General features: G+C 68.5%; 26 protein-coding genes. 13 read left to right on the top strand and 13 right to left on the bottom strand.

Annotated features, from left to right (window positions below; all coding sequences use genetic code 11):
* Positions 1–23 precede the first annotated feature (23 nt).
* From ACZ4M3_RS10430 to ACZ4M3_RS10420, 3 genes are all read right to left on the bottom strand, one after another.
* Positions 24–761, bottom strand: a complete 738-nt coding sequence (locus ACZ4M3_RS10430) for an IclR family transcriptional regulator (protein ID WP_467731348.1) — start codon at positions 759–761, stop codon at positions 24–26.
* A 287-nt stretch (positions 762–1,048) separates the two neighbouring features.
* Positions 1,049–1,312 (bottom strand): DUF5326 family protein, encoded by a 264-nt coding sequence (locus ACZ4M3_RS10425; RefSeq protein ID WP_467731179.1) that lies wholly within the window; start codon positions 1,310–1,312, stop codon positions 1,049–1,051.
* Positions 1,313–1,402: 90 nt separating this feature from the next.
* Positions 1,403–1,720, bottom strand: coding sequence for a cupin domain-containing protein (locus ACZ4M3_RS10420; RefSeq protein WP_467731178.1), 318 nt, complete (start codon positions 1,718–1,720; stop codon positions 1,403–1,405).
* A gap of 87 nt (positions 1,721–1,807) precedes the next feature.
* Between ACZ4M3_RS10420 and ACZ4M3_RS10415 the strand changes: the two genes are divergently transcribed.
* The 4 genes from ACZ4M3_RS10415 (at position 1,808) to ACZ4M3_RS10400 (ending at position 5,056) form a co-directional block, all read left to right on the top strand.
* Positions 1,808–2,191: a phage holin family protein gene (locus ACZ4M3_RS10415; RefSeq protein ID WP_467731177.1), complete on the top strand. Its 384-nt coding sequence runs from the start codon at positions 1,808–1,810 to the stop codon at positions 2,189–2,191.
* A gap of 40 nt (positions 2,192–2,231) precedes the next feature.
* Positions 2,232–3,389, top strand: coding sequence for a cystathionine gamma-lyase (locus ACZ4M3_RS10410; protein ID WP_467731176.1), 1,158 nt, complete (start codon positions 2,232–2,234; stop codon positions 3,387–3,389).
* Positions 3,390–3,566: 177 nt separating this feature from the next.
* Positions 3,567–4,472 (top strand): LysR family transcriptional regulator, encoded by a 906-nt coding sequence (locus tag ACZ4M3_RS10405; protein WP_467731175.1) that lies wholly within the window; start codon positions 3,567–3,569, stop codon positions 4,470–4,472.
* Positions 4,473–4,576: 104 nt separating this feature from the next.
* Positions 4,577–5,056, top strand: a complete 480-nt coding sequence (locus ACZ4M3_RS10400; protein WP_190185553.1) for an NUDIX domain-containing protein — start codon at positions 4,577–4,579, stop codon at positions 5,054–5,056.
* A 38-nt stretch (positions 5,057–5,094) separates the two neighbouring features.
* Here the strand turns inward: ACZ4M3_RS10400 and ACZ4M3_RS10395 are convergent, their stop codons facing one another.
* Together ACZ4M3_RS10395 and ACZ4M3_RS10390 are read right to left on the bottom strand one after the other, a co-directional pair.
* Positions 5,095–6,279 carry a globin domain-containing protein gene (locus ACZ4M3_RS10395; protein WP_467731174.1) on the bottom strand — a complete coding sequence of 395 codons (1,185 nt, stop codon included), beginning with the start codon at positions 6,277–6,279 and terminating at the stop codon, positions 5,095–5,097.
* 139 nt (positions 6,280–6,418) lie between these two features.
* Positions 6,419–7,069, bottom strand: a complete 651-nt coding sequence (locus tag ACZ4M3_RS10390; protein ID WP_467731173.1) for an HAD family hydrolase — start codon at positions 7,067–7,069, stop codon at positions 6,419–6,421.
* Between the two features lie 192 nt (positions 7,070–7,261).
* On the opposite strand from ACZ4M3_RS10390, the gene ACZ4M3_RS10385 reads away from it, so the two are divergent.
* Complete coding sequence (locus ACZ4M3_RS10385) at positions 7,262–8,149, top strand: GNAT family N-acetyltransferase (protein ID WP_467731347.1); 888 nt, start codon at positions 7,262–7,264, stop codon at positions 8,147–8,149.
* A 128-nt stretch (positions 8,150–8,277) separates the two neighbouring features.
* Complete coding sequence (locus ACZ4M3_RS10380) at positions 8,278–9,453, top strand: winged helix DNA-binding domain-containing protein (protein WP_467731172.1); 1,176 nt, start codon at positions 8,278–8,280, stop codon at positions 9,451–9,453.
* Between the two features lie 33 nt (positions 9,454–9,486).
* Here the strand turns inward: ACZ4M3_RS10380 and ACZ4M3_RS10375 are convergent, their stop codons facing one another.
* On the bottom strand, positions 9,487–10,875 hold the full coding sequence (locus ACZ4M3_RS10375; RefSeq protein WP_467731171.1) for a serine hydrolase domain-containing protein: 1,389 nt from the start codon (positions 10,873–10,875) through the stop codon (positions 9,487–9,489).
* A 9-nt stretch (positions 10,876–10,884) separates the two neighbouring features.
* Entirely contained in the window at positions 10,885–12,348 is a 1,464-nt protein-coding gene (gene dnaB / locus ACZ4M3_RS10370; RefSeq protein ID WP_467731346.1) for a replicative DNA helicase, read from the bottom strand.
* Between the two features lie 452 nt (positions 12,349–12,800).
* Between dnaB and ACZ4M3_RS10365 the strand changes: the two genes are divergently transcribed.
* Entirely contained in the window at positions 12,801–14,138 is a 1,338-nt protein-coding gene (locus tag ACZ4M3_RS10365) for an MATE family efflux transporter (protein WP_467731170.1), read from the top strand.
* 104 nt (positions 14,139–14,242) lie between these two features.
* Here the strand turns inward: ACZ4M3_RS10365 and rplI are convergent, their stop codons facing one another.
* From rplI to rpsF, 4 genes are all read right to left on the bottom strand, one after another.
* The gene (gene rplI / locus ACZ4M3_RS10360) at positions 14,243–14,689 is read right to left on the bottom strand and encodes a 50S ribosomal protein L9 (protein ID WP_361312876.1); all 447 of its coding nucleotides are present in this window, start codon (positions 14,687–14,689) and stop codon (positions 14,243–14,245) included.
* An 18-nt stretch (positions 14,690–14,707) separates the two neighbouring features.
* On the bottom strand, positions 14,708–14,944 hold the full coding sequence (rpsR, locus tag ACZ4M3_RS10355) for a 30S ribosomal protein S18 (protein WP_005315025.1): 237 nt from the start codon (positions 14,942–14,944) through the stop codon (positions 14,708–14,710).
* A 43-nt stretch (positions 14,945–14,987) separates the two neighbouring features.
* Entirely contained in the window at positions 14,988–15,587 is a 600-nt protein-coding gene (locus ACZ4M3_RS10350) for a single-stranded DNA-binding protein (RefSeq protein WP_467731169.1), read from the bottom strand.
* Positions 15,588–15,659: 72 nt separating this feature from the next.
* Positions 15,660–15,950, bottom strand: a complete 291-nt coding sequence (gene rpsF / locus ACZ4M3_RS10345; RefSeq protein WP_004950685.1) for a 30S ribosomal protein S6 — start codon at positions 15,948–15,950, stop codon at positions 15,660–15,662.
* A 250-nt stretch (positions 15,951–16,200) separates the two neighbouring features.
* Between rpsF and ACZ4M3_RS10340 the strand changes: the two genes are divergently transcribed.
* The 3 genes from ACZ4M3_RS10340 to ACZ4M3_RS10330 all read left to right on the top strand — a co-directional run bounded on the left by ACZ4M3_RS10340 (position 16,201) and on the right by ACZ4M3_RS10330 (position 18,867).
* On the top strand, positions 16,201–16,515 hold the full coding sequence (locus tag ACZ4M3_RS10340) for a hypothetical protein (RefSeq protein ID WP_467731168.1): 315 nt from the start codon (positions 16,201–16,203) through the stop codon (positions 16,513–16,515).
* Between the two features lie 130 nt (positions 16,516–16,645).
* Positions 16,646–17,764: a lipid II:glycine glycyltransferase FemX gene (locus ACZ4M3_RS10335; RefSeq protein WP_467731167.1), complete on the top strand. Its 1,119-nt coding sequence runs from the start codon at positions 16,646–16,648 to the stop codon at positions 17,762–17,764.
* A gap of 71 nt (positions 17,765–17,835) precedes the next feature.
* Entirely contained in the window at positions 17,836–18,867 is a 1,032-nt protein-coding gene (locus ACZ4M3_RS10330) for an alanine racemase (RefSeq protein ID WP_467731166.1), read from the top strand.
* Positions 18,868–18,873: 6 nt separating this feature from the next.
* On the opposite strand, the gene ACZ4M3_RS10325 is transcribed toward ACZ4M3_RS10330, so the two are convergent.
* Both ACZ4M3_RS10325 and ACZ4M3_RS10320 read right to left on the bottom strand, forming a co-directional pair.
* A complete protein-coding gene (locus tag ACZ4M3_RS10325; protein WP_467731165.1) occupies positions 18,874–20,334 on the bottom strand; it encodes a glycosyltransferase family 87 protein in 1,461 nt (486 codons plus the stop codon).
* 85 nt (positions 20,335–20,419) lie between these two features.
* Positions 20,420–23,005, bottom strand: coding sequence for a transglycosylase domain-containing protein (locus ACZ4M3_RS10320; RefSeq protein ID WP_467731164.1), 2,586 nt, complete (start codon positions 23,003–23,005; stop codon positions 20,420–20,422).
* A gap of 272 nt (positions 23,006–23,277) precedes the next feature.
* On the opposite strand from ACZ4M3_RS10320, the gene ACZ4M3_RS10315 reads away from it, so the two are divergent.
* From ACZ4M3_RS10315 to ACZ4M3_RS10305, 3 genes are all read left to right on the top strand, one after another.
* Complete coding sequence (locus ACZ4M3_RS10315; RefSeq protein WP_467731163.1) at positions 23,278–23,880, top strand: PadR family transcriptional regulator; 603 nt, start codon at positions 23,278–23,280, stop codon at positions 23,878–23,880.
* Positions 23,881–23,929: 49 nt separating this feature from the next.
* Positions 23,930–25,012, top strand: coding sequence for an inositol-3-phosphate synthase (locus ACZ4M3_RS10310; protein ID WP_467731162.1), 1,083 nt, complete (start codon positions 23,930–23,932; stop codon positions 25,010–25,012).
* A 139-nt stretch (positions 25,013–25,151) separates the two neighbouring features.
* Positions 25,152–26,438, top strand: coding sequence for an MFS transporter (locus tag ACZ4M3_RS10305; protein ID WP_467731161.1), 1,287 nt, complete (start codon positions 25,152–25,154; stop codon positions 26,436–26,438).
* Positions 26,439–26,484: the final 46 nt, after the last annotated feature.

Here is a 26,484-nt window from a genome sequence, read left to right as displayed (position 1 = left end):
AGCAGATCACAAGGAGTGAGATTTCAGATACTGATAGAGAACGACAGGGTGCTCAACAGCGCGCCTACTTCACTCCGTAGCCGGTCAACTGCATAGAGCAATCGGTCTTCTTGGTGCAAAGGGAACGAAATCGCCATGGTCGCAGCGGTATCTCCCACCGTGATGGGGATCGCGGCGCACACCGTGCCCAATACATATTCCTGACGCTCGGTAACCGGCTGCATTCGCTGCAGGGCGGCGAGGCGCTGTTCCAGAGCACGTTCATCCCGCACTGTGTAAGGCGTAACCGCGCCAACCGGATGCCGGTCGTAGTGATCCTTGCGCGCCTTCTCGTCAAGTTGGCCGAGGAGGCACTGGCCGATCGCGTGTGCGTGCCCGGTCTCCCGGAAATCCGCCCACTCCTCGCAGGCAGGAGCGGCCGGAGTGTCCGATACGCCCACCACCTCGATCTCGCCCTCGCGGTAGACCGCGAAGTAGACGGGAGCCCCGACCACGTCGCGGAAGTGCGCCAGGGAGTCGACGATCATGCCGCGACGTTTCTGCTGTAGTCCACCGCTCGCCAGCCGCCAGGCAGCGTCACCAAGCAGGAAGACCCCGCCTTCACGGCGCAGATAGCCCTCGTGCGTCAAGGTGCGCAGCAGGTGGTAGGCGGTGGGGAGCGGAAGGCCGGCTTCACGCGCCAGTTGTTTCGCGGGGGCTCCCGCGCTGTGGGAGCCCACCGCTTCGAGCAGTCTCAGCGCCCTCTGCACCGAAGCGATCAACGTGGGCACGGCGGCGTTGTGGACTGCGGACAAAGTTCACCCCCAGGCGTGACGGCGGGCTCAAGGGCGGCCCGCCCTGCGGGGGCCGCCCCCGCGTATGCCGTGGATCCTGGGGGTCGCGCTCGACAGCTGATGGAGATATCCGCAGGTCAGAACGGTGATACCGGTGTAGATACCCAGGCACGGCCCAGAGCGGAACTCTATCCGCCGGTTCTGGCCGGGCGACGGGTTTCGAGCCTCACGTTCCCTCGGCTGGGTTAACGCGGGTACCGCCGGGTCGGGGCGTCCTACCACTCACCGGCGGAGGACTTCGATCCGCTACGGGTGAACTTCTTCACCACGAAGATCAATCCGCCCACGAGGGCCACGAAGAGCAGCAGCTTGAAGACGAAGGCGATCAGCGTCCCGAGGATGGTGGTGATCACTCCTCCGAAGACGAACAGCGCCAGCAGCGGAACGGCGACCCACTTGACCCACCAGGGCATGCCCTCGAACATCGCTCGGATCCCGTCCATGTCCACAACCTCTTCCTCGTCCGTGACTTCCTGCATCCGATGCTAGGAGGCCGCGTGAGCGTCCGGGGGCCCGCGAGCCCCCGGAACCCCCTGACCCGACCCTTAGGGGGATCGGGGGCCCGACCCTCAGCCCTCCGGTGGGGAGAACACCACCATCACTTTGAGCGGTTCGGTGATGTGGTGGAACCTGTGCGGCACCCCGGCCGGTACATAGACGACGCTCCCGTTCGCCACCGTCGTCGTCTCCTCCCCGACCGTGATCGAGGCCCGGCCGCTCACGACGAAGTACACCTCGTCCTGGCGGTGCGGCTGCTGCGGGTCGCTCTGGCCGGCATCGAGCGCGTACAGCCCGACCGACATGTTGCGTTCTTTCAGGAACTGCAGGTACGCGCCGTCGTTGGCGACCCGTTCCGCTTCGAGCTCGTCCAGCCGGAAGGCTTTCATCCTTGTCCTACCCCTTGCTCCGCGGTGCCGTGGAATCCGCTGATCTGACGATGTCCCACCAGGATCTTCTCTGCAACGATCGGGCACATGACGAATTTCGTAGTCAAGACGCTCGCCAACGCGGCGGCCCTGGCCGTGGCCATCTGGCTGGTTGCCGGCATCACGCTCGACGAGGACGGGAACAGCACCGGCAACCGGGTCCTCACGCTGATCCTGGTCGCGTTGGTCTTCGGCCTGGTCAACCTCATCGTCAAGCCCGTGGTGAAGCTGCTCTCGCTCCCGCTCTTCATCCTCACCCTCGGCCTGTTCACCCTGGTGGTGAACGCCCTGATGCTGCTGTTGACCTCCTGGCTGGCCGAGCAGTTCGACCTCAGCTTCCACGTCGACGGGTTCTGGGCCGCTCTCATCGGCGGTCTGATCATCTCCGTCGTCTCCTGGGCCGTGAACCTCGCCCTGCCGGACAAGAACTGAGCGGCGCCCCGGTACCGCGTGTGCTGAAGGAGCCCACCCCGTGAACGATCAACCCACCTCATCGGCGGACCCGTACGGCGACGGGACCCGGGCGGTCCGCGCCGGGCTGCCCCATCCGGTGAAGAACGAGCCCGCGTTGCCGGGGCCCGTCTTCGCCGCCCATTTCCACCTCCCCGGCGAGGTCGAGGGACCGTACGCCTACGCCCGTGACAGCAACCCGACCTGGACGCTGCTGGAGCGGGCCATCAGCGAGCTGGAGGCCCCCGGACAGGACGGCGTGGAGACCATCGTCTTCGCTTCCGGCATGGCCGCCGTCTCCGCGGTCCTCCTGTCCCAGACCCGCGCGGGCGATGCCGTCACCCTTCCTTCCGACGGCTACCAGGCGCTTCCGCTGCTGCGGGAGCAGCTCGAGGCGTACGGAATCCACGTCCGCACCGCCCCGACCGGCGGCGACTCCCAGCTCACGGAACTCGACGGGGCCCGGCTGCTCTGGATCGAGACGCCGTCCAACCCCGGTCTCGACGTGTGCGACGTACGGCGCCTCGTCTCAGCCGCGCACGCCGGCTCCACCCTGGTCGCCGTCGACAACACCCTCGCCACGCCGCTCGGGCAGCGGCCGCTGGAACTCGGCGCGGACTTCTCCGTCGCCAGCGGTACCAAGGGGCTCACCGGCCACGGCGACCTCCTGATCGGCTACGTCTCCTGCCGCGATCCGGAGCTTGCCGCCGGGATCCGTCGTTGGCGCAAGATCGTCGGGGCCATTCCGGGTCCGATGGAAGCCTGGCTGGCCCACCGTTCGCTGGCCACGATCCAACTGCGGGCCCAGCGCCAGTGGGCCAACGCACTGGCCGTAGCGGAGGCGCTGCGCGAGCGCGCGGACGTGACCGGGCTGCGGTACCCGGGGCTCCCGGCGGACCCTTCGCACAAGACGGCCGCCCTGCAGATGAACGGCTTCGGGTCGGTGGTCTCGTTCACCCTGGCGGACCGGGCGCACGCGGAGCGCTTCATGAGCGCCCTGCGTCTGGTGGAGGACGCCACGAGTTTCGGTGGAGTACGGTCCACCGCCGAGCGGCGCGGGCGATGGGGCGGGGACGCCGTGCCGGAAGGCTTCATCCGTTTTTCGGCCGGCGCCGAGGACACCGACGACCTGGTCGCAGACGTACTGCGGGCGCTTGATTCGGCGGGCCAGAAGGGCTGACCGGACGAGCGAGGGCGGTCCGAGCCTCCCCCCTCTTGGCTCGGACCGCTCCCGGGTTCCCTCGGCGAAGAACCACGTCGACAAGGCTAGTTGACTCAGCGTCAGAGTCCAATCACGGTAGCGACAGGGGCCTATCGGCATATTTATAGTTGAAGGCCCCCAACGAGAGGGGCCGCCATGGACCTGGCCCTGCTGCGTACCTTCGTCGCGGTGCACCGGGCCGGCTCGTTCACCCGGGCCGCCACGCTCCTCGGGCTGTCCCAGCCCGCCGTCACCTCGCAGATCCGCACCCTCGAACGGCAACTGGGGCGGCCCCTCTTCCACCGTCGGGCACGAGGGGTGACGCCCACCGCCATCGGTGACGAACTCGCCCACAAAGCCGCCCCCCACCTCGACGCGCTGCTGCGCATCGCCGAGACGGAGCGGGAGGCCGCCGGCGCGTTACGGACCCTGCACATCGCAGGGCCGCCCGAGTTCGTGTGCCAGCGCGTGCTCCCCGCCCTGGCGCCCCTGGTCGGTCAGGGGCAGACCCTGCGCACCGCTCTCAAGACGGACACCGAGGAGGCCCTGGACGGGCTGTCCGCCGGGCAGCACGACCTCGTGGTCACCACCGGGCGGCCACGCGGCGGACCGGTCACCGCCACGCCCCTGTGCGACGAGGAACAGGTGCTGGTCGCCGCTCCCTACTGGGCCGCCCTCGTGGACCCGGACCTTCTGCGCGACAAGGGTCCCGGTAGCCCGGCGGCCCTCGACGGGATCCCGGTCGTGGAGGTCCACGAGAGCCTTCCCCTCGTCACGCGCTACTGGGCCGCCGTCTTCGACGCGGTTCCGGAAGCCGCCGCCACCGTGGTCGTGCCCGACCTCAGGGCCGTACGGGAGTGCGTGCGGGCCGGCGCGGGGCTCGCGGTGCTGCCCCGCTACCTCTGCCAGAACGCCCTGGACCGGGGCCAGATCGTCTCCCTGCTGGAGCCCGCGGTCCCACCCCTGCGCACCTGGTTCGTCGTCGTACGGACCGGCAGCCTGGCTCTCGCCCACCTCGCCCGGGCCCATGACCGGCTGCTGCGCGCCGCCGTGGACTGGTGATCCGGCGCCTCTCGGCCCCACGTCACCGCAGCGTGCACGTCTCGGAAACCGCGCGTTTCGCAGGCGGGCGTTTCAGAAGCGGAAGAGTGGGCCACTCTTCACCCATGACCGAACGTCCCGTGGTCAAACGCACCGCCCGCGCGATCCTGCTCGACGGTGACGACCTGATCCTCATCAAGCGCACCAAGCCCGGCGTCGACCCGTACTGGCTGACTCCCGGCGGGGGAGTGGAGCCGACGGACGCAACCGTTGTCGATGCCCTGCACCGGGAGGTACACGAAGAACTGGGCGCCAAGATCATCGACGTGGTGCCGTGCTTCGTGGACACCGTGGAGCACATCGCCGATGGCGGCGTGACCGGCGTCAAGGTGCAGCACTTCTTCGTCTGCCGTCTCGAATCCATGGACCCAGCCCAACGGCACGGCCCCGAGATCGACGAGCCTGAGGGTGAGTACGAGATCGTCCGTGTCCCGTTCAGCCGGGTCGGTATCGCGGCCGTGCACCTCGTCCCACTGTCCCTGCGCCACTACCTCGACGGAAACATCGAGGGGGTACGGGCGATGCACGCGCCCGACCTGGGCTGATCCGCCCGCCGCGACGGCAGGAAGCCCGGCGGGGTGGTTCAGCCGACGCCCACCAGCTCCTCGACCGAGTCGTAGCGGATCCGCTCCCCCGGAATGCCGATCCGCTTGAGCGCGTCGACACCGCTGCGGATCATCGCCGGCGGACCCGAGATGAAGGCGTCGTACGAACTCCAGGGCCCGTTCACACCGACGGCCTGGGGCAGCTGCCCCGCAAGCCCTTCCCCGACGACCGGACGTACGGACAGCCAAGGATGGGAGCGCTGCAGCCCCAGCAGGGTGTCCTTGTCGTACAGGTCATTGTCGCTGCGCGCCCCGAAGAACACTTCCATCCTGCGCCGCTCACCGTGCTCTGCCACGTCCTCGATCAACGCTTTGATCGGGGCGATGCCCGTGCCGCCGCCGAGGCAGAGCATCCCGTTGTCCGTGCTGTGGTCCACCACCATCGATCCGGCAGGCGGTCCCAGACGCAGAACATCGCCCGGGCGGGCGTGCCGCACCAGGGCGTTGGAGACCCAGCCGGCCGGAACGGCCTTGATGTGAAAGGTCAGCAGCCCGTCGGCGCGCGGGGCGCAGGCAAAGGAGTAATGCCGCCAGACCCGCGGCCACCACGGGGTTTCCAGACTGGTGTACTGGCCCGCGAGGAAGGTGTACGGCCGGTCCGGGCGTACCGTCAGCACCGCGATGTCCGGTGTCCGCAGATCGTGGGCGACCACCTCCGCCTGCCACCAGGCCGGTGCCCTGGCCTCGTCCTCGGCCGCCGCGTCGATCATGATCTGGGAGATCGCGGTGTACGCCCGTACCCATGCCGCCTCGGCTTCCGGCCCCCAGGTCGCCTCCGCGTACCGGGCCAGCGCCCCCATGAGTGCCTCACCCACCACCGGGTAGTGGCCGGCCATGGTGCCGTACTTGCGGTGACCGGTGCCGAGCCGGCGCAGGTAAGGAGTGAGCACCTCGGGATCGTCGATGTGTTCGGCGGCCGTGAGGAGCGCCTTAAGCAGCCGGTCGCGCTGGGAGTCCATGGCCACGGGGAACATGTCCCGCACCTCGGGGTGCCGAGTGAATATCAGGGCGTAGAAGTACGAGGTGACCTTGTCGGCGATGGGCGCGATCTCCGCGAGCGTTTGGCGGATGAGTACGGCATCGGGGGAAGGCTCGGTCGCCCCGGCGCCGGGGGGTATCCGGTCCGTCCCCCGTCTAGCCGGTCTGGTGGGCGGAGCGTCCATGCGGTGCCTCGCTTAGAGCATCTCGGTCGGTCTGCACACACCACGGTCGAATCCGTGGTTCCGGGATTTACAGCGTGCCAGCGGACCGTGTGCCCCGCGGGGGAATACGGAAACTCGGCGCTCGTATCCCCCCTTCCCCCTAAGATGCGGCGACTTCCGGGCGTGCCGTTCCGAGGAGCTGGTATGCCTCACGCAGGTCCCGGCCCTGGTAGATGTACGTGGCCCGCTCCGCGAGATACGGGCGCGCGTTGACCGCTACCGACGTAGGCACCGCATCGAAGAGCACCGAATCGGTGAGGGAGTCCCCATACGCGACGCAGTCGTTCCGGCTCACTCCGAATCGGGCGCACAGGCGATCCGCGACCTCGACCTTTCCCTCGGGTGTGAGGATCCCGGTGACGTCCATGGGGCCGACGAAGGGCACGGCGGGGTAGACCGAGCCGTGCGCGGCGTCCGCCCCCCACTCCAGGAGCAGCTCGACGAAGAACGAGGGCGACAGCGAGATCACAGCGCAAAGGTCGCCCCGTTGTCTGATCTCCCGCCACACATCTCGGATCCCCTCAAGCCACGGGGCGCCGTCGAACGCTGCCCGGACATGGGCGGTCGTCAGGTCCGACCACAACGCGTGTGCCGCCAGGGAGAACTCATGCGGGCCGATCTCGCTTGCCGCGAAGGCCCGTTCCAGCTCGGCGATCTCGCGGCCGACACCGAGCTGCCGTGAGATCTCGACCGGGGCGGCGGATCCGTACATCAGGGTGCCGTCGAGGTCGAAGAGGTGCAGACGCGTCATAAGCGTCGAGGCTAGCCTGCATGTTTCACGTGAAACAGCGTGATTCGCGTGAAACATGGCCCGGTGCCAGGCAAGGCAAGGCCGTCGGCCGGGCGAGCCGGGCGGACGTTTCACGTGAAACAACCACGCGCCGAGGTGCTGGATCTGCCAAATCCTCTGGACGCCCTCCCTGTCATGATCCAGGCTGAGCCGGTGACACCACCAGAGCTCACCGACCTACCGATCCGTCCGCTGGCCCTGAGCGATCTCCGCCACTGCGCCGACCTCTCCGAGGACCGCGGCTGGCCCCGCGAGGACCACAAATGGGGGCTCCTCCTTGCAGCCGGAAATGGCTACGGCGTCGACGCTCCTGATGGCAGAGGCCTCGCCGCGGTGTGCGTCGTCACCCGATACGGCCGGCCACACGCCGATCCGGAGCTCGCCGCGATCGGCATGGTCCTCGTCGCCGGCCGTTACGCCCGGCAGGGCCTGGGGCGCCGCCTCATGACACACATCTGCGATGACGTCCTCAAGGGCATCCCGCTGACGCTCCACGCCACTCCCTACGGACGCCCGCTCTACGAGGAGCTCGGCTTCGACACCATCGGCAGTGCGGAGATGCTGCTCGGCAGCTTCCAGCCGGACCGCGGGCACTCTGGACCGGAAACCGCGGCCGTACGGCGCGCCACGGCCGATGACCTCGCCCGGATCATCCACCTGGACACCGAGGTGTTCGGTACCGATCGCACCCACTTGATCACGCGGTTGCCCGCCTTCGCAGACAGACTGTTCGTCGCCGAGGACAGCTCCGGCGGGCTCACCGGCTACGCCGGCCTCTGGCCCAACATGGAAACCCATGTCGTCGGACCGCTGGTCGCCCACGACACGGCCACGGCTCAGGCCCTGGTCACCGCCTTGGCGGCTACCACTGAGCGGCCGCTTCGGACCGATGTCGACGTGCGCCACGAAGAGCTCCTCACCTGGCTCAAGGACCGTGGCCTCAGTTCTCTGGCCGTCAACTCGGTGATGAGCCGTGACCTTTCCGGCCTCCCGGGCGACTGGACACGCCGGTGGGCTCCGATCACCGTCGCCGCGGGCTGAGAGAGCGACCCGCGAATCGCCGGAGGAACTCGCGCCCTGCGCCGAGGCTCTCTCCCGCAGAGGGGCCACCCCCTGACGGATCCCCCATAGCCGGGCCACTGTCCGTGGCCCGGCTTACGATCGGGAGGGTGAGTCTCACCCTTCCTCTCATCACTCAGGCCGAGCGCCGCCACCGGCTCGGACGCCGCCACCGCCTGGCTCCTTCGGCTCGCGCGGCCACCGTCCCCCAGGCGGCAGACGCTGTCGTCGCCCTGCATGCCACCGATGCCGCGACCGTGTTCCTCTCCGCCCGTGCACGGCTTAGCGAAAGCGGCCCCGCCACGGTCGAACAGGCCCTCTACGGGGACGTGAGCCTGGTCCGGCTGCTGAGCATGCGCAACACTCTCTTCGCTGTCTCCACCGAACTCGCACCCCACGTCGATTCGTCCACGGCCCGAGCCATCGCGGTAAAAGAACGCCGGAGCCTCCTCAAGCACCTCGAAGAAGACGGCCAAGGCCTCGACGCCGCCTGGCTGGCCGAGGCGGAGCAGGCCGCGCTCGACGCGCTCGACTCTCAAGGCCCCGCCACCGGTGGCCAACTGTCAGCCGCCGTACCGGCTCTGCGTCGGAAGATCACCGTAGGCCGGGGCAAGAAGTACGAGGCGGAGACCGGTGTCGCGACCCGCGTCATCCGCCTCCTGGCGGCCGATGGCCGGATCCGGCGCGACCGTCCCCGCGGGGCGTGGACCTCCAGCCAGTATCGGTGGGTCCACACCGAGCCCTGGCCGGCCGTACCCGTCGCCGAAGCCCGCGCCGAAATCGCCCGCCGCTGGCTGTATGCGTACGGTCCGGCCACCGAAGCCGACTTCAAGTGGTGGACGGGCTGGACCCTGACCGACGCCCGCAAGGCACTGGCCGCCACCGGGGCGGAACAAGTCCGCCTCGAAGACGGCATGACCGCCCTCGTCAGCCCCGGCGACACCGCTCCCGTATCCGCCCCGGAGCCGTGGGCAGCGCTGCTGCCGGCGCTGGACCCCAGCGGGATGGGCTGGGCCGACCGCGGCTTCCACTTGGATCCGGCGTACCGGGCCGCTCTGTTCGACTACGCCGGCAACATCGGCCCGACTGTGTGGTGGAACGGCGAGATCGTCGGTGGCTGGGCTCAGCGCTCCGACGGCCGGATCGTCTGGCGCCTGCTGGGAAGCAGTGGCGGCGCCGTCGAGCGGGCAGTGACGGCGGAGGCCACTCGCCTCGCCGAGTGGATCGGGGACGCCAGGATCACTCCCCGCTTCCGCACCCCGCTGGAGCGCGAGCTGGTCTCCTGACAGGTGGCCGCCCGATCCCGGTCCACCACTGCCCTATTGCCCGATGCCGCGCCAGCCCTGTGGGTCCACCCCGCCCGGAACCGGGGCCCCGGCGTCGTACGGCTCCCGGGTGAACACGAACGAACCGAGGTCGAGGTGGCTCACGGAGCCGTCCGTCCGCCGGACCGCGCGCAGCGTCTCGCCCGCGTAGTAGCCGTTCAGGCCCGTCCAGCTGCCGTCCTGCTCGGCGCGGAACCTGGCCGTGCGGCCCGTCGGTCCCATCGGTCCCAGCTCCAGCAGCCCGTCGGACGTCAGCCGCACCACCTGGGCCGCCGTGCCCCAGAACCAAGGGCCGCACAGGTCCAGGGCCACCGGATCCGAAGCGAGGAAGGGTCGCCAGGGCTCGGGGATGCGCGGCTCGGCCTCGGCCACGATGGTGATCAGGTCGACGGCGACCGTGGTGGCGGGCAGTCCCGACGTGCAGTTCGCCAGTACCACCGCTGCCACGTCGTCCGCCTCGCTCAGCCACAGTCCCGCGACGAACCCGGGCAGTGATCCGCCGTGCCCCGTCAGCGAGCGCCCACCGTGGTCCAGCACCTGCAGTCCGAGTCCGTAGCCGTTCGCGGTGGCACCGGGCTCGGGTGCGACGGCCGGCATACGCATCTCTCGCAGTGATTCGGCGCTCAGCACGCGGGCGTCACCCCGCACCAGGAACGCCGCGAACCGCGCCAAATCGGCAGTGGTGGACCACAGTTGACCGGCCGCCGCCATGATTCCCAGGTCCTCGACGGCTTCGGGCATCATCACGTCCGCCCAGGGGTGCACCGCCCAGCCGCCGGCGTGCGGAGCCTGCGGACCCACCGTCGTACGGTCCAGCCCCAGCGGGGCCAGCACCTCGGACCGGAGCACGTCTTCCCAGGGCTTGCCCCGCACCGCCTCGACGAGCGAACCGAGCAAGGTGTAGCCCGGGTTGGAGTAGTGGTGCCGCAAGCCCGGCTCGAAGCGGAACGGCTCCTCTCCCAGCACGTCCGAGATGGCGGGCCGCAGCCCGGCCGGGCTCCGCTCCCACCACTCGCCCGGCGTCTCGGCCGCCAGCCCGCCCGTGTGCGCCAGCAGCTGCCGGACGGTCACCTCACCGGCACCCGTGCCCGGCAGGTGCTTCTCCAGTCGGTCGCCGAGTTCCAGCAGGCCTTCTTCCCGCAGCCGCATCACCAGCACGGCGGTGAACGTCTTGGTGATCGACCCGATCCGGTACTGGACGTTCCCGTCCGGGCCGTGTCCGTCGACGGAGGTCCGGGACCCTTCCCAGACCACCTCCCCACCACGCACGACAGCCGCGACGACGGAGGGCGCACGCCCCTCGCTCTGCGCCACGGCGATCCGGTGCCGCAGCGCGCGGCGGGTGGCAGGGAGCAGTTGGTAGTCCTCGGGTACGGCAGTCATGATCGGATGCTACGTGTTGGCCATGTCCACGAACCGCGAATAATGGCCCTGGAAGGCCACGGTGATCGTCGCCGTCGGGCCGTTACGGTGCTTGGCCACGATCAGGTCGGCCTCGCCGGCGCGGGGCGACTCCTTCTCGTACGCGTCCTCACGGTGCAGCAGGATCACCATGTCGGCGTCCTGCTCGATCGAGCCCGACTCACGCAGGTCGGAGACCATCGGCTTCTTGTCCGTACGCTGCTCGGGGCCACGGTTCAGCTGGGACAGCGCGATCACCGGGACCTCCAGCTCCTTCGCCAGCAGTTTGAGGTTTCGGGACATGTCCGAGACCTCCTGCTGACGGCTTTCGGGACGGCGCGAGCCGCCGGACTGCATCAGCTGCAGGTAGTCGATGACGACGAGCGAGAGGTCGTTGCGCTGCTTGAGCCGACGGCACTTGGCGCGGATCTCCATCATCGACAGGTTGGGCGAATCGTCAATGTAGAGGGGGGCGGCGGAGACGTCGGGCATACGGCGGGCCAGCCGGGTCCAGTCGTCGTCCGTCATGGTGCCGGAGCGCATGTGGTGCAGCGCGACCCTGGCTTCCGCAGAGAGCAGGCGCATCGCGATCTCGTTGCGGCCCATTTCGAGGGAGAAGATGACGCTGGGCAGATTGCTCTTGATGGAGCAGGCGCGGGCGAAGTCGAGGGCGAGCGTCGACTTTCCCATGGCGGGGCGGGCCGCGATGACGATCATCTGACCGGGGTGCAGGCCGTTGGTCAGGGAGTCAAGGTCGGTGAAGCCGGTGGGGACGCCGGACATCTGGCCGCTGCGTGAGCCGATCGCCTCGATCTCGTCGAGGGCGCCCTCCATGATGTCGCCCAGCGGCAGGTAGTCCTCCGACGTCCGCTGCTCGGTGACCGCGTAGATCTCGGCTTGGGCGCTGTTGACGATCTCATCGACGTCGCCGTCCGCCGCGTATCCCATCTGCGTGATCTTCGTACCGGCGGCGACCAGCCGGCGCAGGACGGCCCGCTCGTGGACGATCTCCGCGTAGTACTCGGCATTGGCCGCCGTCGGCACGGACTGGACGAGGGTGTGCAGGTAAGCGGCGCCGCCGACCTTGCTGATTTCTCCACGCCGGGTCAGTTCGGCGCCGACGGTGATCGGGTCGGCGGGCTCACCCTTGGCGTACAGGTCGAGGATGGCCTGGTAGATCGTCTCGTGTGAGGGCCGGTAGAAGTCGTGCCCCTTGAGCACCTCGACCACGTCGGCGATGGCGTCCTTGGACAGCAGCATGCCGCCGAGAACCGACTGCTCCGCATCGAGGTCCTGCGGCGGGACACGCTCGAAGCCGCCGCCCCCGCCGTCCCAGGAGCCGCCCTCGCGCCCCCGGTCCTGCTGGTCGTCAGCACGGCCGCGGCCGTCGCCGCCCCGGCGGGAACGGGCGGGCAGACGGTCACCCGGACCGCTGTCGGCCCAGGGGTCGTCCATGGGCTCGGGCATACTCACCGGGCCGCCTCCTCCCGTCCGCAACGCGGACCTCGCCGTGCCACTCTTTCTAGGGCACGGCTCTGACATTCGGGGACCCCGGACCGGCTGTCGGCGCATCGGGGCAACGCACAACGGTAGGGCCGCGGACGACGTCAGCCAATCTTGTTATCCACAGGCTGTGTGGATGAGATGTGGATGACGGCGCCAATGCTGTGGGTAACTCCCTCGAAGCTGTGCACGGACCGGGGGACGACGCTGTGGACAAAATCACCTGACCACCCTTAGCACCCCTCTGAGCTGCAGTTTCTTCCTCCTCAGGCTGTGGGGGAGAAAATTCTTGGCCACTGGCTCAAGATCGCCTCCAAAGGGGTGCGGAGAACCCGCAAGCCAACAGTCAAGTAAGGGCCCCAATGGCCTTGTGTCCATTACCTGTGGAAGATTAGATTGAACGTATGAAACTGGCCCCCACAGCTCCGGAAGCGAGCCCGAGACGGCACGACCGCGAGATCTTGGCACTCGCCCTGCCGGCATTCGGCGCGCTCGTCGCCGAACCGCTCTTTGTGATGGCCGACAGCGCCATCGTCGGGCACCTCGGCACCCCTCAGCTGGCCGGTCTGGGCGTCGCAGCCGCCCTGCTCACCACATCGGTGAGTGTCTTCGTCTTCCTCGCCTACGCCACCACCGCGGCCGTCGCACGGCGGGTCGGCGCGGGTGACCTCCAGGCCGCCATCCGTCAGGGCATGGACGGGATCTGGCTGGCGCTGCTGCTCGGTGCCGCCGTGGTTGCCGTCGTCCTTCCCACAGCGCCATGGCTGATATCCCTCTTCGGGGCCTCCGACACCGTCGCCCCTTACGCGGTCACCTATCTGAGGATCTCCGCCCTGGGTATCCCGGCCATGCTCATGGTGCTGGCCGCCACAGGTGTCATCCGAGGTCTCCAGGACACGCGCACCCCGCTCTACGTCGCCATCGGCGGCTTCGCCCTCAACGGCGCCCTGAACGTGGCGCTGGTCTATGGCGCCGGTCTCGGCATCGCCGGATCCGCGTGGGGCACTGTCGTCGCCCAATGTGCGATGGCCGCCGTCTACCTAGCCGTGGTCGTCCACGGCGCCCGTCGGCATGGCGCCACGCTACGGCCCGATACGGCAGGCATCCGAGCCTGCGCCCAGGCCGGTGCGCCGCTTCTGGTCCGCACGCTGTCCTTGCGCGCCATTCTGATGATCGCGACGGCCGTAGCCGCCCGGTTGGGCGACGCGGACATCGCCGCCCACCAGATCCTGCTTTCGCTGTGGACCCTGCTCGCCTTCGCGCTGGACGCGATCGCGATCGCCGGACAAGCCATCATCGGCCGCTACCTGGGTGCGGGAGACACCGAAGGGGCCAAAGCCCTGTGCCGACGAATGGTGCGATGGGGCATCGTCGGCGGTCTCGTGCTGGGTCTGCTCGTCGCCCTCGCACGGCCCGTCTTCGTACCGCTCTTCACCAGTGATCCGGTCGTAGAGGGCACGCTGCTACCCGCCCTGCTGGTACTCGCCGTCTCCCAGCCGGTCTGCGGAATCGTTTTCGTGCTCGACGGAGTCCTGATGGGCGCGGGCGACGGCCGCTACCTCGCCTGGGCCATGCTCCTGACTCTCGCCGTATTCACCCCGGCGGCGCTGCTCCTGCCCAGCCTGGGAGGCGGCCTGACCGCCCTCTGGTGGGCCATGACCCTGATGATGGTGGTCCGTATGGCAACCCTCCAGCTGCGCGCCCGCTCGGGCCGGTGGCTGGTGGCCGGCGCGACCCGCTGACGGCCGGAGCCTCGTTTCACGTGAAACACCGCGGTTTCACGTGAAACAGCCGACTACGACGAAGGGCCGCACCCCGGTGGGGTGCGGCCCTTCATGCGCAGCACTTAGGCGGCGACGACCTCGACGCCCACGTTCGCCAGGACATCGGCGTGCAGACGCACGGAGACCTGGTACGAACCGAGGGTCTTGATCGGCGAGCCGAGCTCAACGCGGCGCTTGTCGACCTTCGGGCCACCGGAAGCCTCGATCGCCGAAGCGATGTCGGACTGCGTGACGGAACCGAAGAGACGGCCGGCGTCACCCGAGCGGGTGGCCAGGCGCACCTTCACGCCTTCGAGCTTGGCCTTGATCTCGTTGGCCTGCTCGATGGTCGCGATCTCGTGGATCTTGCGGGCGCGGCGGATCTGCGCCACGTCCTGCTCGCCACCCTTGGTCCAGCGGATCGCGAAGCGACGCGGGATCAGGTAGTTGCGGGCGTATCCGTCCTTGACGTCGACGACGTCGCCAGCGGCACCGAGGCCATTGACCTCGTGGGTCAGGATGATCTTCATTAGTCGGTCACCCTTTCCTTATCGCGCGGTGGACGTGTAGGGCAGCAGCGCCATCTCACGGCTGTTCTTGACGGCCGTGGCGACGTCACGCTGGTGCTGCGTGCAGTTGCCGGTAACGCGGCGGGCACGGATCTTGCCGCGGTCGGAAATGAACTTCCGCAGCATGTTCGTGTCCTTGTAGTCCACGTACGCGGTCTTGTCCTTGCAGAATGCGCAGACCTTCTTCTTAGGCTTGCGCACAGGCGGCTTCGCCATTGTGTCTCTCCTGTGTGATCAAGAAGTGGGGATGCGAGCTGCCCTAGAAGGGCGGCTCGTCCGAGTAGCCACCGCCGGAGCCGCCGGAGCCGCCGGAGCTTCCGCCCCAGCCGCCCCCGCCGCCGCCCTGCTGCTGGCCACCGACCGGCGCACTGGACGCCCACGGGTCGTCGGAGGGAGCTCCGCCGCCCTGAGGGGCGCCACCGCTGGGGGCTCCGCCCCAGTTGCCGCCGCCGGCCTGCGGCTGACCGCCGCCGTACCCACCCTGGCCGCCGCGACCCGTGGTCTTGGCGACCTTGGCCGTGGCGTTCTTCAAGCTGGGGCCGACTTCCTCGACGTCCAGCTCGTAGACCGTGCGCTTGACACCCTCACGGTCCTCGTACGACCGCTGCCTCAGCCGGCCCTGCACGATGACGCGCATGCCTCGCTGAAGGGACTCGGCGACGTTCTCCGCCGCCTGCCGCCACACCGAGCAGGTCAGGAACAGGCTCTCGCCGTCCTTCCACTCATTGGTCTGACGGTCGAAGGTGCGGGGGGTGGACGCGACACGGAACTTCGCGACCGCCGCACCCGAGGGGGTGAAGCGCAGCTCGGGGTCGTCGACGAGATTGCCGACGACCGTGATGACGGTCTCGCCTGCCATGGATGAACCTCTCGGCGGGGATTGCTGCTGGGCTGCTGTGCTACTCGGTCCCGATTACCGCTGAACCGAAGTTCAGTGGGTCTCGGGGCGAAGGACCTTGGTCCGGAGAACCGACTCGTTCAGGTTCATCTGTCGGTCAAGCTCCTTGACGACCGCAGGCTCGGCCTGGAGGTCGATGACCGAGTAGATGCCCTCGGGCTTCTTCTTGATCTCGTAAGCGAGACGACGACGGCCCCAGGTGTCGACCTTCTCGACCTTTCCGTTGCCCTCACGGACGACGGAGAGGAAGTTCTCGATCAGCGGGGAGACAGCGCGCTCCTCGAGATCGGGGTCGAGGATGACCATCACTTCGTAGTGACGCATGTGGAACCCACCTCCTTTGGACTCAGCGGCCACGGTCGTTCCGTGGCAGGAGGGTCGTGATGCGTGCGCACGGCGTCCGCAGAGCAGACACCGCGCAGACCGTACAGACTACCTGCTCGACTCCTTCCGGTTGAAATCCGGCAGGAGAGGGCCACACTCTGTATCCAACGGGTGTGCACGGTGCTATGCCCCCGGCTCCCCCGGAGGCGGCCCGTAACACCGCTCTGCGGCAGCCAGGAGGTGCCTTCCGATGGCACAGGCAATGCGACCTCAGTCCTCCATCTCGCTCTTCGCGACCGACGGCAAGCCCCACCCGCTCCAGGACACCCTGATGGCGGTCACGCTGGTCCTCGGCACCGTGGCGTTCATCACGGGATTCTTCGACAACCTGCACCTGCTCAGCTCGTGGACGGGGCTGATCGGGATCCTCACCGGCGCGTACGGACAGTTCATCTCGGAGACGACACGCGAGCGCTTCGCACTGATCATCGGGCTGGGCGCCGCGGGCGTGGGCTTCTACCTCGGCATGGCGCACGGCGGCCTCTTCGGCGGCTGGGCCGGCTGACCGGGGTACCTCCGCGAGGGGGGCTCCGGCCGCCGACGGCCCGGGCCCGGCCCGTCCCCCATAAGGGTGGCGCCCCCGTCGCAGTAGGCTTCGCGCCATAGCCAGCGAAGCCGCCGGAGGAGCACCCCGCATGAGCCTGTCCCTGAGGACCATCAGCCGAGAGCAGCATCTGGGTTACCTCCAGAGCCTGCCCTCGGCTAGCCACTGCCAGGTCCCGGCGTGGGCCGACGTCAAGAACGAGTGGCGTTCGGAGAACCTCGGTTGGTTCGACGCGTCCGGCGAACTCGTCGGTGCCGCGCTCGTGTTGTACCGCCAGCTGCCCAAGGTCAAGCGGTACCTGGCGTACCTGCCCGAGGGCCCCGTCATCAACTGGTTCGCCCCCAACCTGGAGGAGTGGCTCCAGCCGATGCTGGCCCACCTCAAGCAGCAGGGCGCCTTCACGGTGAAGATGGGTCCGCCCGTCGTCATCCGCCGGTGGAACGCGGCCGCCATCAAGTCCGGTATCCAGGACCCCGACGTCAAGCGCCTGCGGGACGTGGAGGCCTCGGTCATCGAGCCCCGTGCCTTCGAGGTGTCCGACAAGCTGCGCCGGATGGGCTGGCAGCAGGCCGAGGACGGGGGCGCCGGTTTCGGAGACGTCCAGCCCCGCTACGTCTTCCAGGTTCCGCTGGCCAACCGCTCGCTGGACGATGTCCTCAAGGGCTTCAACCAGCTGTGGCGCCGCAACATCAAGAAGGCCGAGAAGGCCGGCGTCGAGGTCGTCCAGGGCGGCTACGACGACCTGCCGACCTGGCAGCACCTGTACGAGATCACGGCCGAGCGCGACAAGTTCCGCCCGCGTCCGCTCAGTTACTTCCAGCGCCAGTGGACGGCCCTCAACTCCGAGGACCCGAACCGCATGCGGCTGTACATCGCCACGCATGAAGGCGAGCCGCTGGCCGCCGCCACGATGCTCACGGTCGGCCAGCACGTCTGGTACTCCTACGGTGCCTCCGCCAACCACAAGCGCGAGGTCCGCCCCTCGAACGCGATGCAGTGGCGCATGCTGCGCGACTCGTACGCGCTCGGTGCGAGCGTCTACGACCTGCGCGGAATCAGTGACACCCTGGACGAGAACGATCACCTGTTCGGTCTGATCCAGTTCAAGGTCGGTACCGGCGGCGAGGCGGTCGAGTACGTGGGCGAGTGGGACTTCCCGCTGAACAAGATGTTGCACAAGGCGCTCGACATCTACATGTCGCGCCGCTGACGGCACTCCGCCCCATCCACATACACAGCACCGCCGCACCCAGCGGCTTATCGGAGAGGTTCCGGACGGGCATGGCGCTCACGCTCTACGTCGACACCGCGCGCTGGCGTGCGCACCAGAAGCAGATCGCGGACCAGTTCCCCGGGTTGATCCCGGTCTGCAAGGGCAACGGCTACGGCTTCGGCCACGAGCGGCTGTGCGAGGAGGCGACCCGGATGGGCGCCGACGTCCTGGCCGTCGGCACGACGTACGAGGCTGCGAGCATCAAGGACTGGTTCGGCGGTGACCTGCTCGTCCTCACCCCGTTCCGGCGGGGCGAGGAGCCGGTACCGCTGCCCGACCGGGTCATCAGGTCGGTGTCCTCGGTGGACGGGGTCCGCGGTCTGGTCGGCGCCCGCGTCGTCATCGAGTGCATGAGCTCGATGCGCCGCCACGGTGTCTCGGAGCATGACCTGGGCCAGCTCCAGTCGGCGATCGAGGACGTGCGCCTGGAGGGCTTCGCCCTGCACCTGCCGCTTGACCGCCCGGACGGCTCCGACGCCGTCGAGGAGGTCATCGGCTGGATGGACCGGCTGCGCGCGGCGCGGCTTCCGCTGCACACCATGTTCGTCAGCCATCTGCGGGCCGAGGAGCTGGCCCGGCTCCAGCAGCAGTTCCCGCAGACCCGGTTCAGGGCCCGCATCGGCACCCGGCTGTGGCTCGGCGACCACGAGGCGACCCAGTACCGCGGTGCCGTTCTGGACGTCACGCGCGTGGTCAAGGGGGACCGGTTCGGCTACCGCCAGCAGAAGGCCGCCTCCGACGGCTGGCTCGTCGTGGTCGCCGGTGGCACCTCGCACGGGGTGGGTCTGGAGGCCCCCAAGGCCCTGCACGGGGTCATGCCGCGCGCCAAGGGCGTCGCCCGAGCCGGCCTGGCGACCGTGAACCGGAACCTGTCGCCGTTCGTCTGGGCCGGCAAGCAGCGCTGGTTCGCGGAGCCCCCGCACATGCAGGTGTCGATCCTGTTCGTGCCCTCCGACGCCACGGAGCCGAAGGTCGGTGACGAGCTCGTGGCGCACTTGCGCCACACCACCACGCAGTTCGACCGGGTGGTCGACGCCTGAGTCCGCTCAGTGCCGGGGTCCGAGGCCCCACTCCACTCGTTGTGCTTCCGGGGGCGTCGCGTCATGCGGCGCCCTCGCGGCGTTGGACAGCGTGAAAACGTCGGGCGCCCCGTCCAGGACCCCGCCGGACGGGTCGTCGGAGCCGTCGCGCCGTACGACGTCACGCTCGGGCAGCAGGATGTCCCGTACGACCACCGCGCACAGGTAGAGGGTGGCCAGCAGGTGCAGGGCGATCGCCACCTGGTATCCCTCGACCGGTAGGCCCTGGTGCTTTTCGCCACTGGTCGTGTAAGCCAGGTAGAACCAGATCCCGAGGAAGTACAGGACCTCACCGGCCTGCCAGATCAGGAAGTCCCGCCAGCGCGGCCGGGCCAGCGCGGCGAGGGGGACGAGCCACAGCACGTACTGCGGCGAATACACCTTGTTGGCCAGGATGAAGGCCGCGACGACCAGGAAGGCCAGCTGCGCGAAGCGCGGCCTGCGGGGTGCCTTGAGGGTGAGCAGCCCGATGCCGGCGCACAGCAGCAGCGTCAGGCAGGTGGCGTAGGTGTTCGCGCCGGTCAGGGGGTTGCCCGACCGCTGGGAGATCAGCAACCACACCGAACCGAAGTCGATGGGCCGTTCCTGGCTGAAGGTGTAGAACTTCTTCCAGCCGTCCCAGGCGAAGACCATGACGGGCAGGTTCACCACGAGCCACGCACCGGCCGCGCCCGCGGCGGCGGCACCGAACGCCCGCCACTTCCCGGCCCTCAGACAGAGGACGAAGAGCACCCCGAGCAGCAGGACCGGATAGAGCTTGGCCGCGGTGGCCAGCCCGACGAAGACGCCGAAGAGCACCGTGCGGCCGCGGGACCACATCAGCATCGCGACGGCGGTGAGGGCGAGGGCCAGCAGGTCCCAGTTGATCGTCGCGGTGAGCGCGAAGGCGGGGGCGAGGGCCAGCAGCAGCGCGTCCCACGGTCGCCGACGGTGGGTGCGGGCGACGCACACGGCGATGACGGCGGCGCAGACCATCAGCATTCCCGCGTTGACCATCCAGTAGATCTGCTCGCGGTGCTGCATCGAGCCGCTGCCGGGGGTCATCCAGGAGGCGATCTGCATGAAGAGCCCGGTGAGCACCGGGTATTCCAGATACTCCATGTCGCCCGGGAGCCGGTCCCAGTAGGGGGTGAGGCCGTCGGCGAAGCCGCGCACCACGTACAGGTGCGGGATGTCGGAGTAACAGGCGTGGGTGTACTGGGAGCCGGTTCCCCGGAACCACGCCCAGTCGTAGCACGGCACCTTCTGGATCATGCCGAGCGCGAACATGCCGAGCGCGATGAGGACCACGACGCGGACTGGGGTCAGCCAGTGGCCGCCCAGCCGGGCACGGCGGCCGAACGGGCCGCCGATGAGCTCGCTGCCGGCGGCGGCGACCTCGTCCTGCTGGGTCGGCAGAACGGGCCGGTCCTCGTACACCTTGGTCATGGGCTCATCCTGCCGTACCGCGCCGGGCACGCACGAGGGCCGCCGCACAGATGCGACGGCCCTCGTCGAGCGGGGCGGGGAGGGATCAGCCTCCGGTGCCGAGACTGGTGCCCCAGCTGGTGCCGCCCGCACGGCCCGGTTTGCCGCTGGCCGACGGCGAGGGCGACCCGGAGGTGCCGCCCGCCGGTCCGCCGTCGACGCCGGTGCTGGTGCCCGTGTCGGTACCTCCGCTGGTGTCCGGCGGGCACAGCTTCCACGGCTTGCAGGTCGGCTTACCACTCTGCGACGGGGACGGGGACCCCGACGTGGAGGGGCTCGCCGACGGCGACGGCTGGGAGGCGGAGGGGGAGGGCGAGGGCGCCTGTGGAGAGGGGGTGGGGGCCCCCGGGGCGTCCGCGACGACACCGGTCTCCTCGGCCTCCGGGAAGTCCTTGACCGGCTTGCCCTTGAGCGCTTCCTTCATGTACTCGGTCCAGATGGCGGCCGGGATGTCACCACCGTGGATCGAGTCGATGTTGCCCACGCCGTTCATGGACTGGAGACCCTGGTCCGGCTTGCTCGGGTCGCTGCGGAACAGGGTGACCGCGGTGGACAGCTCGGGGGTGTAACCGACGAACCAGGCCGACTTGTTCTTGTCGGTCGTACCGGTCTTGCCGGCCACCGGCCGTCCCAGCTTCTTCGCCTTGTTACCGGTGCCCTCGGGGCTCTCGACGACGTTCCTGAGAACCTTGGTGATGTTGTCCGCGATGGAGTTGTCCATGGCGCGCTGCGCCTTGGGTGCCTCGAACCCCGGCAGGTCCGTGCCGTTCTTCTCGACCTTGGTGACCGAGAAGGGCTCGTGATGGGTCCCCGACGCGGCGAAGGTGGCGTAGGAGTCGGCCATCCGGATGGCGCTGGGGGTGGAGGTACCGAGGGCGAACGAGGCGTTGTCGTTCGGATCCATGGAATCCTTGAGGATGCCGGTGGAAGCGGCCACGTCCCGGACCTTGCTGTGCCCGACGTCGAAGACGAGCTGGGCGAAGGGCACGTTGATGGACTTCTCCATCGCCTCGTTCAGCGTTACGTAGCCGTAGGCGCGGTCGCTCTCGTTCTTCTGCTTGAACGGCGCGCCGCCCGCGCCGAGCAGCGGCTTGCCGTCCCGGTCGTTGATCACCGTCATGTCGTTGGCCATGTACTTGCTGGCCGCCGAGATGCCCTCGCCCTTCGACTTCTTGGTGCCGTACTCCATCGCCGCCGCCAGCACGTACGGCTTCCAGGTCGAGCCGACCGGGACGCCGCTGGTGTTGGCGTTGTTGTTGAAGTACTTCTTGTCCATGCCCGGGCCGCCGTACAGGGCCACGATCGCGCCGGTGTTCACGTCGACGGAGGCGGCGCCGAACTGGACGAAGGTGTCGGTCTCGGGCCGGGCCTTCTCGTCGATGAAGCCGTTGCGGGTGTCTTCGACAGCTTTGACCAGGGCGTCCACCTTCGGCTTCTCGAAGGTGGTGTGGATCTGGTAGCCGCCGCGGGCCAAGTCGTCGGCACTGATGTGCAAGGTCTTCGCGACGTACTGCTTGGCCGTCTCGACCAGGTAGCCGGTCTGTCCCGAGAGGCTGCGGACCTGCTCGGCTTCGATGCGCTCGGGGAACTGCGTGTACTTGGCCCGCTCCGTCGGGTCCATCCGGCCCACCGCGACCTCACGGTCCAGCACCCAGGCCCAGCGCTGCCGGGCCCGCTTCTCGTTGAGCTCCGGCGTGGCCGCCGAGCCGATTCCGCCGTCCGGGTTGTAGAGATTGGGCCCCTTGAGCATCGATGCCAGGAACGCGCTCTCCGAGGGGTCCAGCTTCTCGCTGTCCTTGCCGAAGTACGCGCGTGCTGCGGCCTGGATGCCGTAGGCGTCCCGGCCGTAGTAGGCGGTGTTGAGGTAGCCCGCGAGGACGGTGTCCTTCTCCTCCGAGACGCCGAGCTTTATCGCGATGAAGAGCTCGGTCACCTTCCGCTTGAGCGTCTGGTCGGAGTCGAGATAGGTGTTCTTGACGTACTGCTGGGTGATGGTCGACCCACCCTGGGTGGAGCCGCCCTTGGCCATGTTCACCACGGCGCGGGCGATGCCCATCGGGTCGACGCCCTTGTCCGTCTCGAAGCTCTCGTTCTCCGCCGCGATCACGGCGTTGCGCATCGAGAGGGGGATCTTGTCGATGGGCACGATCTGGCGGTTCATCGAACCGCCGGTGGCGACCATCTGGCTGCCGTCCGCCCAGAAGAAGACGTTGTTCTGCGCCTTCGCCGCTTTGTTCACGTCAGGGGTGTTGACCATGGCGATACCGATGCCGGCACCGGCGATGATCACTGCGAAGAAGCCGAAGATCGTGCCGCACACCAGCTTCCACGACGGCATGAAGCGCTGCCAGCCGTCCTTGTCTGAGCGCGGATAGTTGAGGAGCCGCTTGTCCGGCCGTCCCTTGTCTCCCGCGCGCCCACGGCCCGCGGACCCTCTCTGGGTGGCTCTGCGTGCGTCGGCCCTGCTGCCCTGGGAGGGCTGAGGGCCCGCGTGCGGGCCGCTGCGTGCGGCCATGGGGACGTCACGTCCGGCCGCGGCGCCTCGGCCCGGGCGCTGCTGGGCAGCACGGCGGGACGCGGCGCGCCCGCCGCCTTGGGGCTGCTGCGGCGGTTTGCGGCGGTGCTCGCTCATCGAACGACTACTCCTCGGGCAGGCGAGTGGCCTGGAAGCGGCGGTTACATTCCGGTTCCCCCGGTGTCATGCGGCAAAGAGTACGCAGGGTCAAAACCCAATGAGTGCCGAAGTTCACCCCAAATCAGGCAACTTGCATCGTACGAATTGGTGATGTGACGCCGGTCACCACTCCACCTCTTGTCGGCACGGGCCGCCCGCTCTATCGTCTGGATGTATCGAGTCGATACATCAGCTCGACATAAACTCGGAGCCAGCGGAGAGGCGGGCGGATGAGCAGACGCTCAGGCATCCTCGAGTTCGCCGTCCTCGGCCTGCTTCGCGAGTCCCCCATGCACGGTTACGAGCTTCGCAAGCGGCTCAACACCTCTCTGGGGGTTTTCAGGGCGTTCAGCTACGGGACCCTCTACCCCTGCCTCAAGACGCTGGTCGCCAACGGCTGGTTGATCGAAGAGCCGGGCAACGCCCCGGAAGACGCTCTCGCCGCTTCACTCGCGGGGCGCCGTGCCAAGATCGTCTACCGGTTGACGGCCGCGGGTAAGGAGCACTTCGAGGAGCTCCTTTCCCACACCGGCCCCGATACCTGGGAAGACGAGTCCTTCGCCGCCCGGTTCGCCTTCTTCGGTCAGACCGAGCGGGAAGTGCGCATGCGAGTGCTGGAGGGCCGCCGCAGCCGGCTGGAAGAGCGTCTGGAGAAGATGCGCGCCTCGCTCGCGCGCACGCGGGAGCGGCTCGACGACTACACCCTTGAGCTGCAGCGGCACGGAATGGAATCCGTGGAGCGCGAAGTGCGCTGGCTGAACGAGCTCATCGAGAGCGAGCGAGCGGGACGGGATCAGAGACGACCCGGTCCGCCCGACGAAACGACAAAGTGAGGTCTGCATCTCGCAGGCCTCGTCCGAGAACAAACAGGGAGCAACCGGAATGGGTTCGGTTCGCGTAGCCATCGTCGGCGTGGGCAACTGCGCCGCCTCGCTGGTGCAGGGCGTCGAGTACTACAAGGACGCCGACCCGGCGGCCAAGGTCCCCGGTCTGATGCACGTCCAGTTCGGCGACTACCACGTGGGTGACGTCGAGTTCGTCGCCGCGTTCGACGTCGACGCGAAGAAGGTCGGCCTCGACCTTTCGGACGCCATCGGCGCCAGCGAGAACAACACCATCAAGATCTGTGACGTCCCGAACGCGGGCGTCACCGTGCAGCGCGGCCACACCCTGGACGGCCTGGGCAAGTACTACCGCATGACCATCGAGGAGTCCGCCGAGGCTCCGGTCGACGTGGTCCAGATCCTCAAGGACCGCCAGGTCGACGTTCTGGTCTGCTACCTGCCCGTCGGCTCCGAGGAGGCGGCGAAGTTCTACGCGCAGTGCGCCATCGACGCCAAGGTCGCGTTCGTCAACGCCCTCCCGGTCTTCATCGCCGGCACCAAGGAGTGGGCGGACAAGTTCACCGAGGCCGGTGTCCCGATCGTCGGTGACGACATCAAGTCCCAGGTCGGCGCGACCATCACGCACCGTGTGATGGCCAAGCTGTTCGAGGACCGCGGTGTCCGTCTTGAGCGCACCATGCAGCTCAACGTCGGCGGCAACATGGACTTCAAGAACATGCTCGAGCGCGACCGCCTCGAGTCGAAGAAGATCTCCAAGACCCAGGCCGTCACCTCGCAGATCCCCGACCGTGAGCTCGGCGAGAAGAACGTCCACATCGGCCCCTCCGACTACGTCGCGTGGCTCGACGACCGCAAGTGGGCCTACGTCCGCCTGGAAGGCCGTGCCTTCGGCGATGTCCCGCTCAACCTCGAGTACAAGCTCGAGGTGTGGGACTCCCCGAACTCGGCCGGTGTCATCATCGACGCCCTGCGCGCCGCGAAGATCGCGAAGGACCGCGGCATCGGTGGTCCGATCCTGTCGGCGTCGAGCTACTTCATGAAGTCCCCGCCGGTGCAGTACTTCGACGACGAGGCCTACGCCAACGTCGAGAAGTTCATCAAGGGCGAGGTCGAGCGCTAAGCAGCTCCGGCTCAACGCGCTCCACAAGGAAACACCCGAAGGCCAAGGCCGTTCGACACCTGGACTTCGACTGTTCTTCCGCCGAGGGTCCCCGGGCAAATGTGCCCGGGGACCCTCGGCGTATGTGACCCTTGCCCTCATGCCTGTCGTACGTGATCTGCGCGTACTCCTGCGCCTGAGGGATTTCCGCAACCTGCTGACCGTACGGCTGCTGTCCCAGGCCGCCGACGGCGTCTACCAGGTCGCGCTCGCCACCTATGTGGTGTTCTCGCCGGAGAAGCAGACCTCGCCCGCGGCCATCGCCTCCGCGATGGCGGTGCTGCTCCTGCCCTACTCGGTGATCGGCCCGTTCGCCGGAGTGCTGCTGGACCGCTGGCGCCGCAGGCAGGTCTTCCTCTACGGAAACCTCCTGCGCGCCTTTCTCGCCTGCGTCACCGGCATGCTGATCGTCACGCACGTCCCGGACTGGCTGTTCTACGCATCGGCCCTGTCCGTGACCGCCGTCAACCGCTTCGTCCTCGCCGGGCTGGCCGCGTCATTGCCCCGCGTCGTCGGGTCCGGCCAGTTGGTGACCGCGAACGCCCTCTCGCCGACCGCCGGAACCCTGGCGGCGACCGCGGGTGGGGGACTGGCCTTCCTGATCAGGCTCCTGGCCTCGAACTCCGACGCACTGGTCGTACTCTTCGGCGCCGCGCTGTACCTGTGCGCCGCGCTCGTCTCGCTGCGCCTTGCCGTCGGCCTCCTCGGGCCCGACCATCCTCCCGGCCGGTCCCATCCCTCGCTCACCGAAGGAGTGGCCCTCACCGTGCGGGGCATGGCCGAAGGCCTGCGGCACCTGTCGGGCCGCCGGGAAGCGGCGCAGGCGCTCACCGCGATGACCTTGATGCGGTTCTGCTACGGGGCTCTGCTCGTCACACTGCTCATGCTCTGCCGCTACTCCTGGTCGGACGACGAGGCCGCCGGCCTGGCGCTGCTGGGTGTCGCCATCGGCGTCTCGGGCGCGGGTTTCTTCGCGGCCGCCGTCGTCACGCCGTGGATGGTTGGCCGGCTGGGCACCCGCGGTTGGATGACCCTATGTGCCGGTGGTGCGGCGGTCCTGGTCCCGGCGCTCGGTCTGTTCTTCGCGCCCGGACCGATGCTCGTCGCCGCCTTCGCCCTGGGCATCGCGACACAGGGCGCCAAGATCTCCACCGACACCGTCGTGCAGTTCCAGGTGGCCGACGAGTTCCGCGGCCGGGTCTTCTCCGTCTACGACGTGCTGTTCAATGCCGCGTTCGTGGCAGCGGCGGCAGTGGCCGCACTGATACTCCCCGCAGACGGCCGGTCCGTTGTGCTGGTGGTGAGCGTGGCCGTCCTCTACGCCGCCACGGCGGCGCTCCTCCAGCGGCAGGGCCGCCGTTCCACCGGGGACACCGCACAGAGGTAGCCGCCAGGGGGTAACGGGCACCCCAGGCGATGTTTCACGTGAAACC

The organism is Streptomyces sp. NPDC026522, from assembly GCF_055567555.1.
The sequence above is the reverse complement of the archived record's forward strand: the minus strand, read 5'-3'. Positions and strand labels throughout refer to the sequence as shown.

Bases quoted from the DNA above. Each gene is read 5' to 3' on its own strand.
- ACZ4M3_RS10420 (WP_467731178.1), bottom strand. From the start codon at position 1,720: ATGAAAGCCTTCCGGCTGGACGAGCTCGAAGCGGAACGGGTCGCCAAC.
- ACZ4M3_RS10305 (WP_467731161.1), top strand. From the start codon at position 25,152: ATGCCTGTCGTACGTGATCTGCGCGTACTCCTGCGCCTGAGGGATTTC.
- ACZ4M3_RS10365 (WP_467731170.1), top strand. From the start codon at position 12,801: ATGAAACTGGCCCCCACAGCTCCGGAAGCGAGCCCGAGACGGCACGAC.
- ACZ4M3_RS10330 (WP_467731166.1), top strand. From the start codon at position 17,836: ATGGCGCTCACGCTCTACGTCGACACCGCGCGCTGGCGTGCGCACCAG.
- ACZ4M3_RS10335 (WP_467731167.1), top strand. From the start codon at position 16,646: ATGAGCCTGTCCCTGAGGACCATCAGCCGAGAGCAGCATCTGGGTTAC.
- ACZ4M3_RS10425 (WP_467731179.1), bottom strand. From the start codon at position 1,312: ATGCAGGAAGTCACGGACGAGGAAGAGGTTGTGGACATGGACGGGATC.
- ACZ4M3_RS10310 (WP_467731162.1), top strand. From the start codon at position 23,930: ATGGGTTCGGTTCGCGTAGCCATCGTCGGCGTGGGCAACTGCGCCGCC.
- ACZ4M3_RS10340 (WP_467731168.1), top strand. From the start codon at position 16,201: ATGGCACAGGCAATGCGACCTCAGTCCTCCATCTCGCTCTTCGCGACC.
- rpsF (WP_004950685.1), bottom strand. From the start codon at position 15,950: ATGCGTCACTACGAAGTGATGGTCATCCTCGACCCCGATCTCGAGGAG.
- ACZ4M3_RS10320 (WP_467731164.1), bottom strand. From the start codon at position 23,005: ATGAGCGAGCACCGCCGCAAACCGCCGCAGCAGCCCCAAGGCGGCGGG.
- ACZ4M3_RS10400 (WP_190185553.1), top strand. From the start codon at position 4,577: ATGACCGAACGTCCCGTGGTCAAACGCACCGCCCGCGCGATCCTGCTC.
- dnaB (WP_467731346.1), bottom strand. From the start codon at position 12,348: ATGGACGACCCCTGGGCCGACAGCGGTCCGGGTGACCGTCTGCCCGCC.
- ACZ4M3_RS10395 (WP_467731174.1), bottom strand. From the start codon at position 6,279: ATGGACGCTCCGCCCACCAGACCGGCTAGACGGGGGACGGACCGGATA.
- rpsR (WP_005315025.1), bottom strand. From the start codon at position 14,944: ATGGCGAAGCCGCCTGTGCGCAAGCCTAAGAAGAAGGTCTGCGCATTC.
- ACZ4M3_RS10415 (WP_467731177.1), top strand. From the start codon at position 1,808: ATGACGAATTTCGTAGTCAAGACGCTCGCCAACGCGGCGGCCCTGGCC.
- ACZ4M3_RS10315 (WP_467731163.1), top strand. From the start codon at position 23,278: ATGAGCAGACGCTCAGGCATCCTCGAGTTCGCCGTCCTCGGCCTGCTT.
- rplI (WP_361312876.1), bottom strand. From the start codon at position 14,689: ATGAAGATCATCCTGACCCACGAGGTCAATGGCCTCGGTGCCGCTGGC.
- ACZ4M3_RS10325 (WP_467731165.1), bottom strand. From the start codon at position 20,334: ATGACCAAGGTGTACGAGGACCGGCCCGTTCTGCCGACCCAGCAGGAC.
- ACZ4M3_RS10350 (WP_467731169.1), bottom strand. From the start codon at position 15,587: ATGGCAGGCGAGACCGTCATCACGGTCGTCGGCAATCTCGTCGACGAC.
- ACZ4M3_RS10375 (WP_467731171.1), bottom strand. From the start codon at position 10,875: ATGACTGCCGTACCCGAGGACTACCAACTGCTCCCTGCCACCCGCCGC.
- ACZ4M3_RS10405 (WP_467731175.1), top strand. From the start codon at position 3,567: ATGGACCTGGCCCTGCTGCGTACCTTCGTCGCGGTGCACCGGGCCGGC.
- ACZ4M3_RS10390 (WP_467731173.1), bottom strand. From the start codon at position 7,069: ATGACGCGTCTGCACCTCTTCGACCTCGACGGCACCCTGATGTACGGA.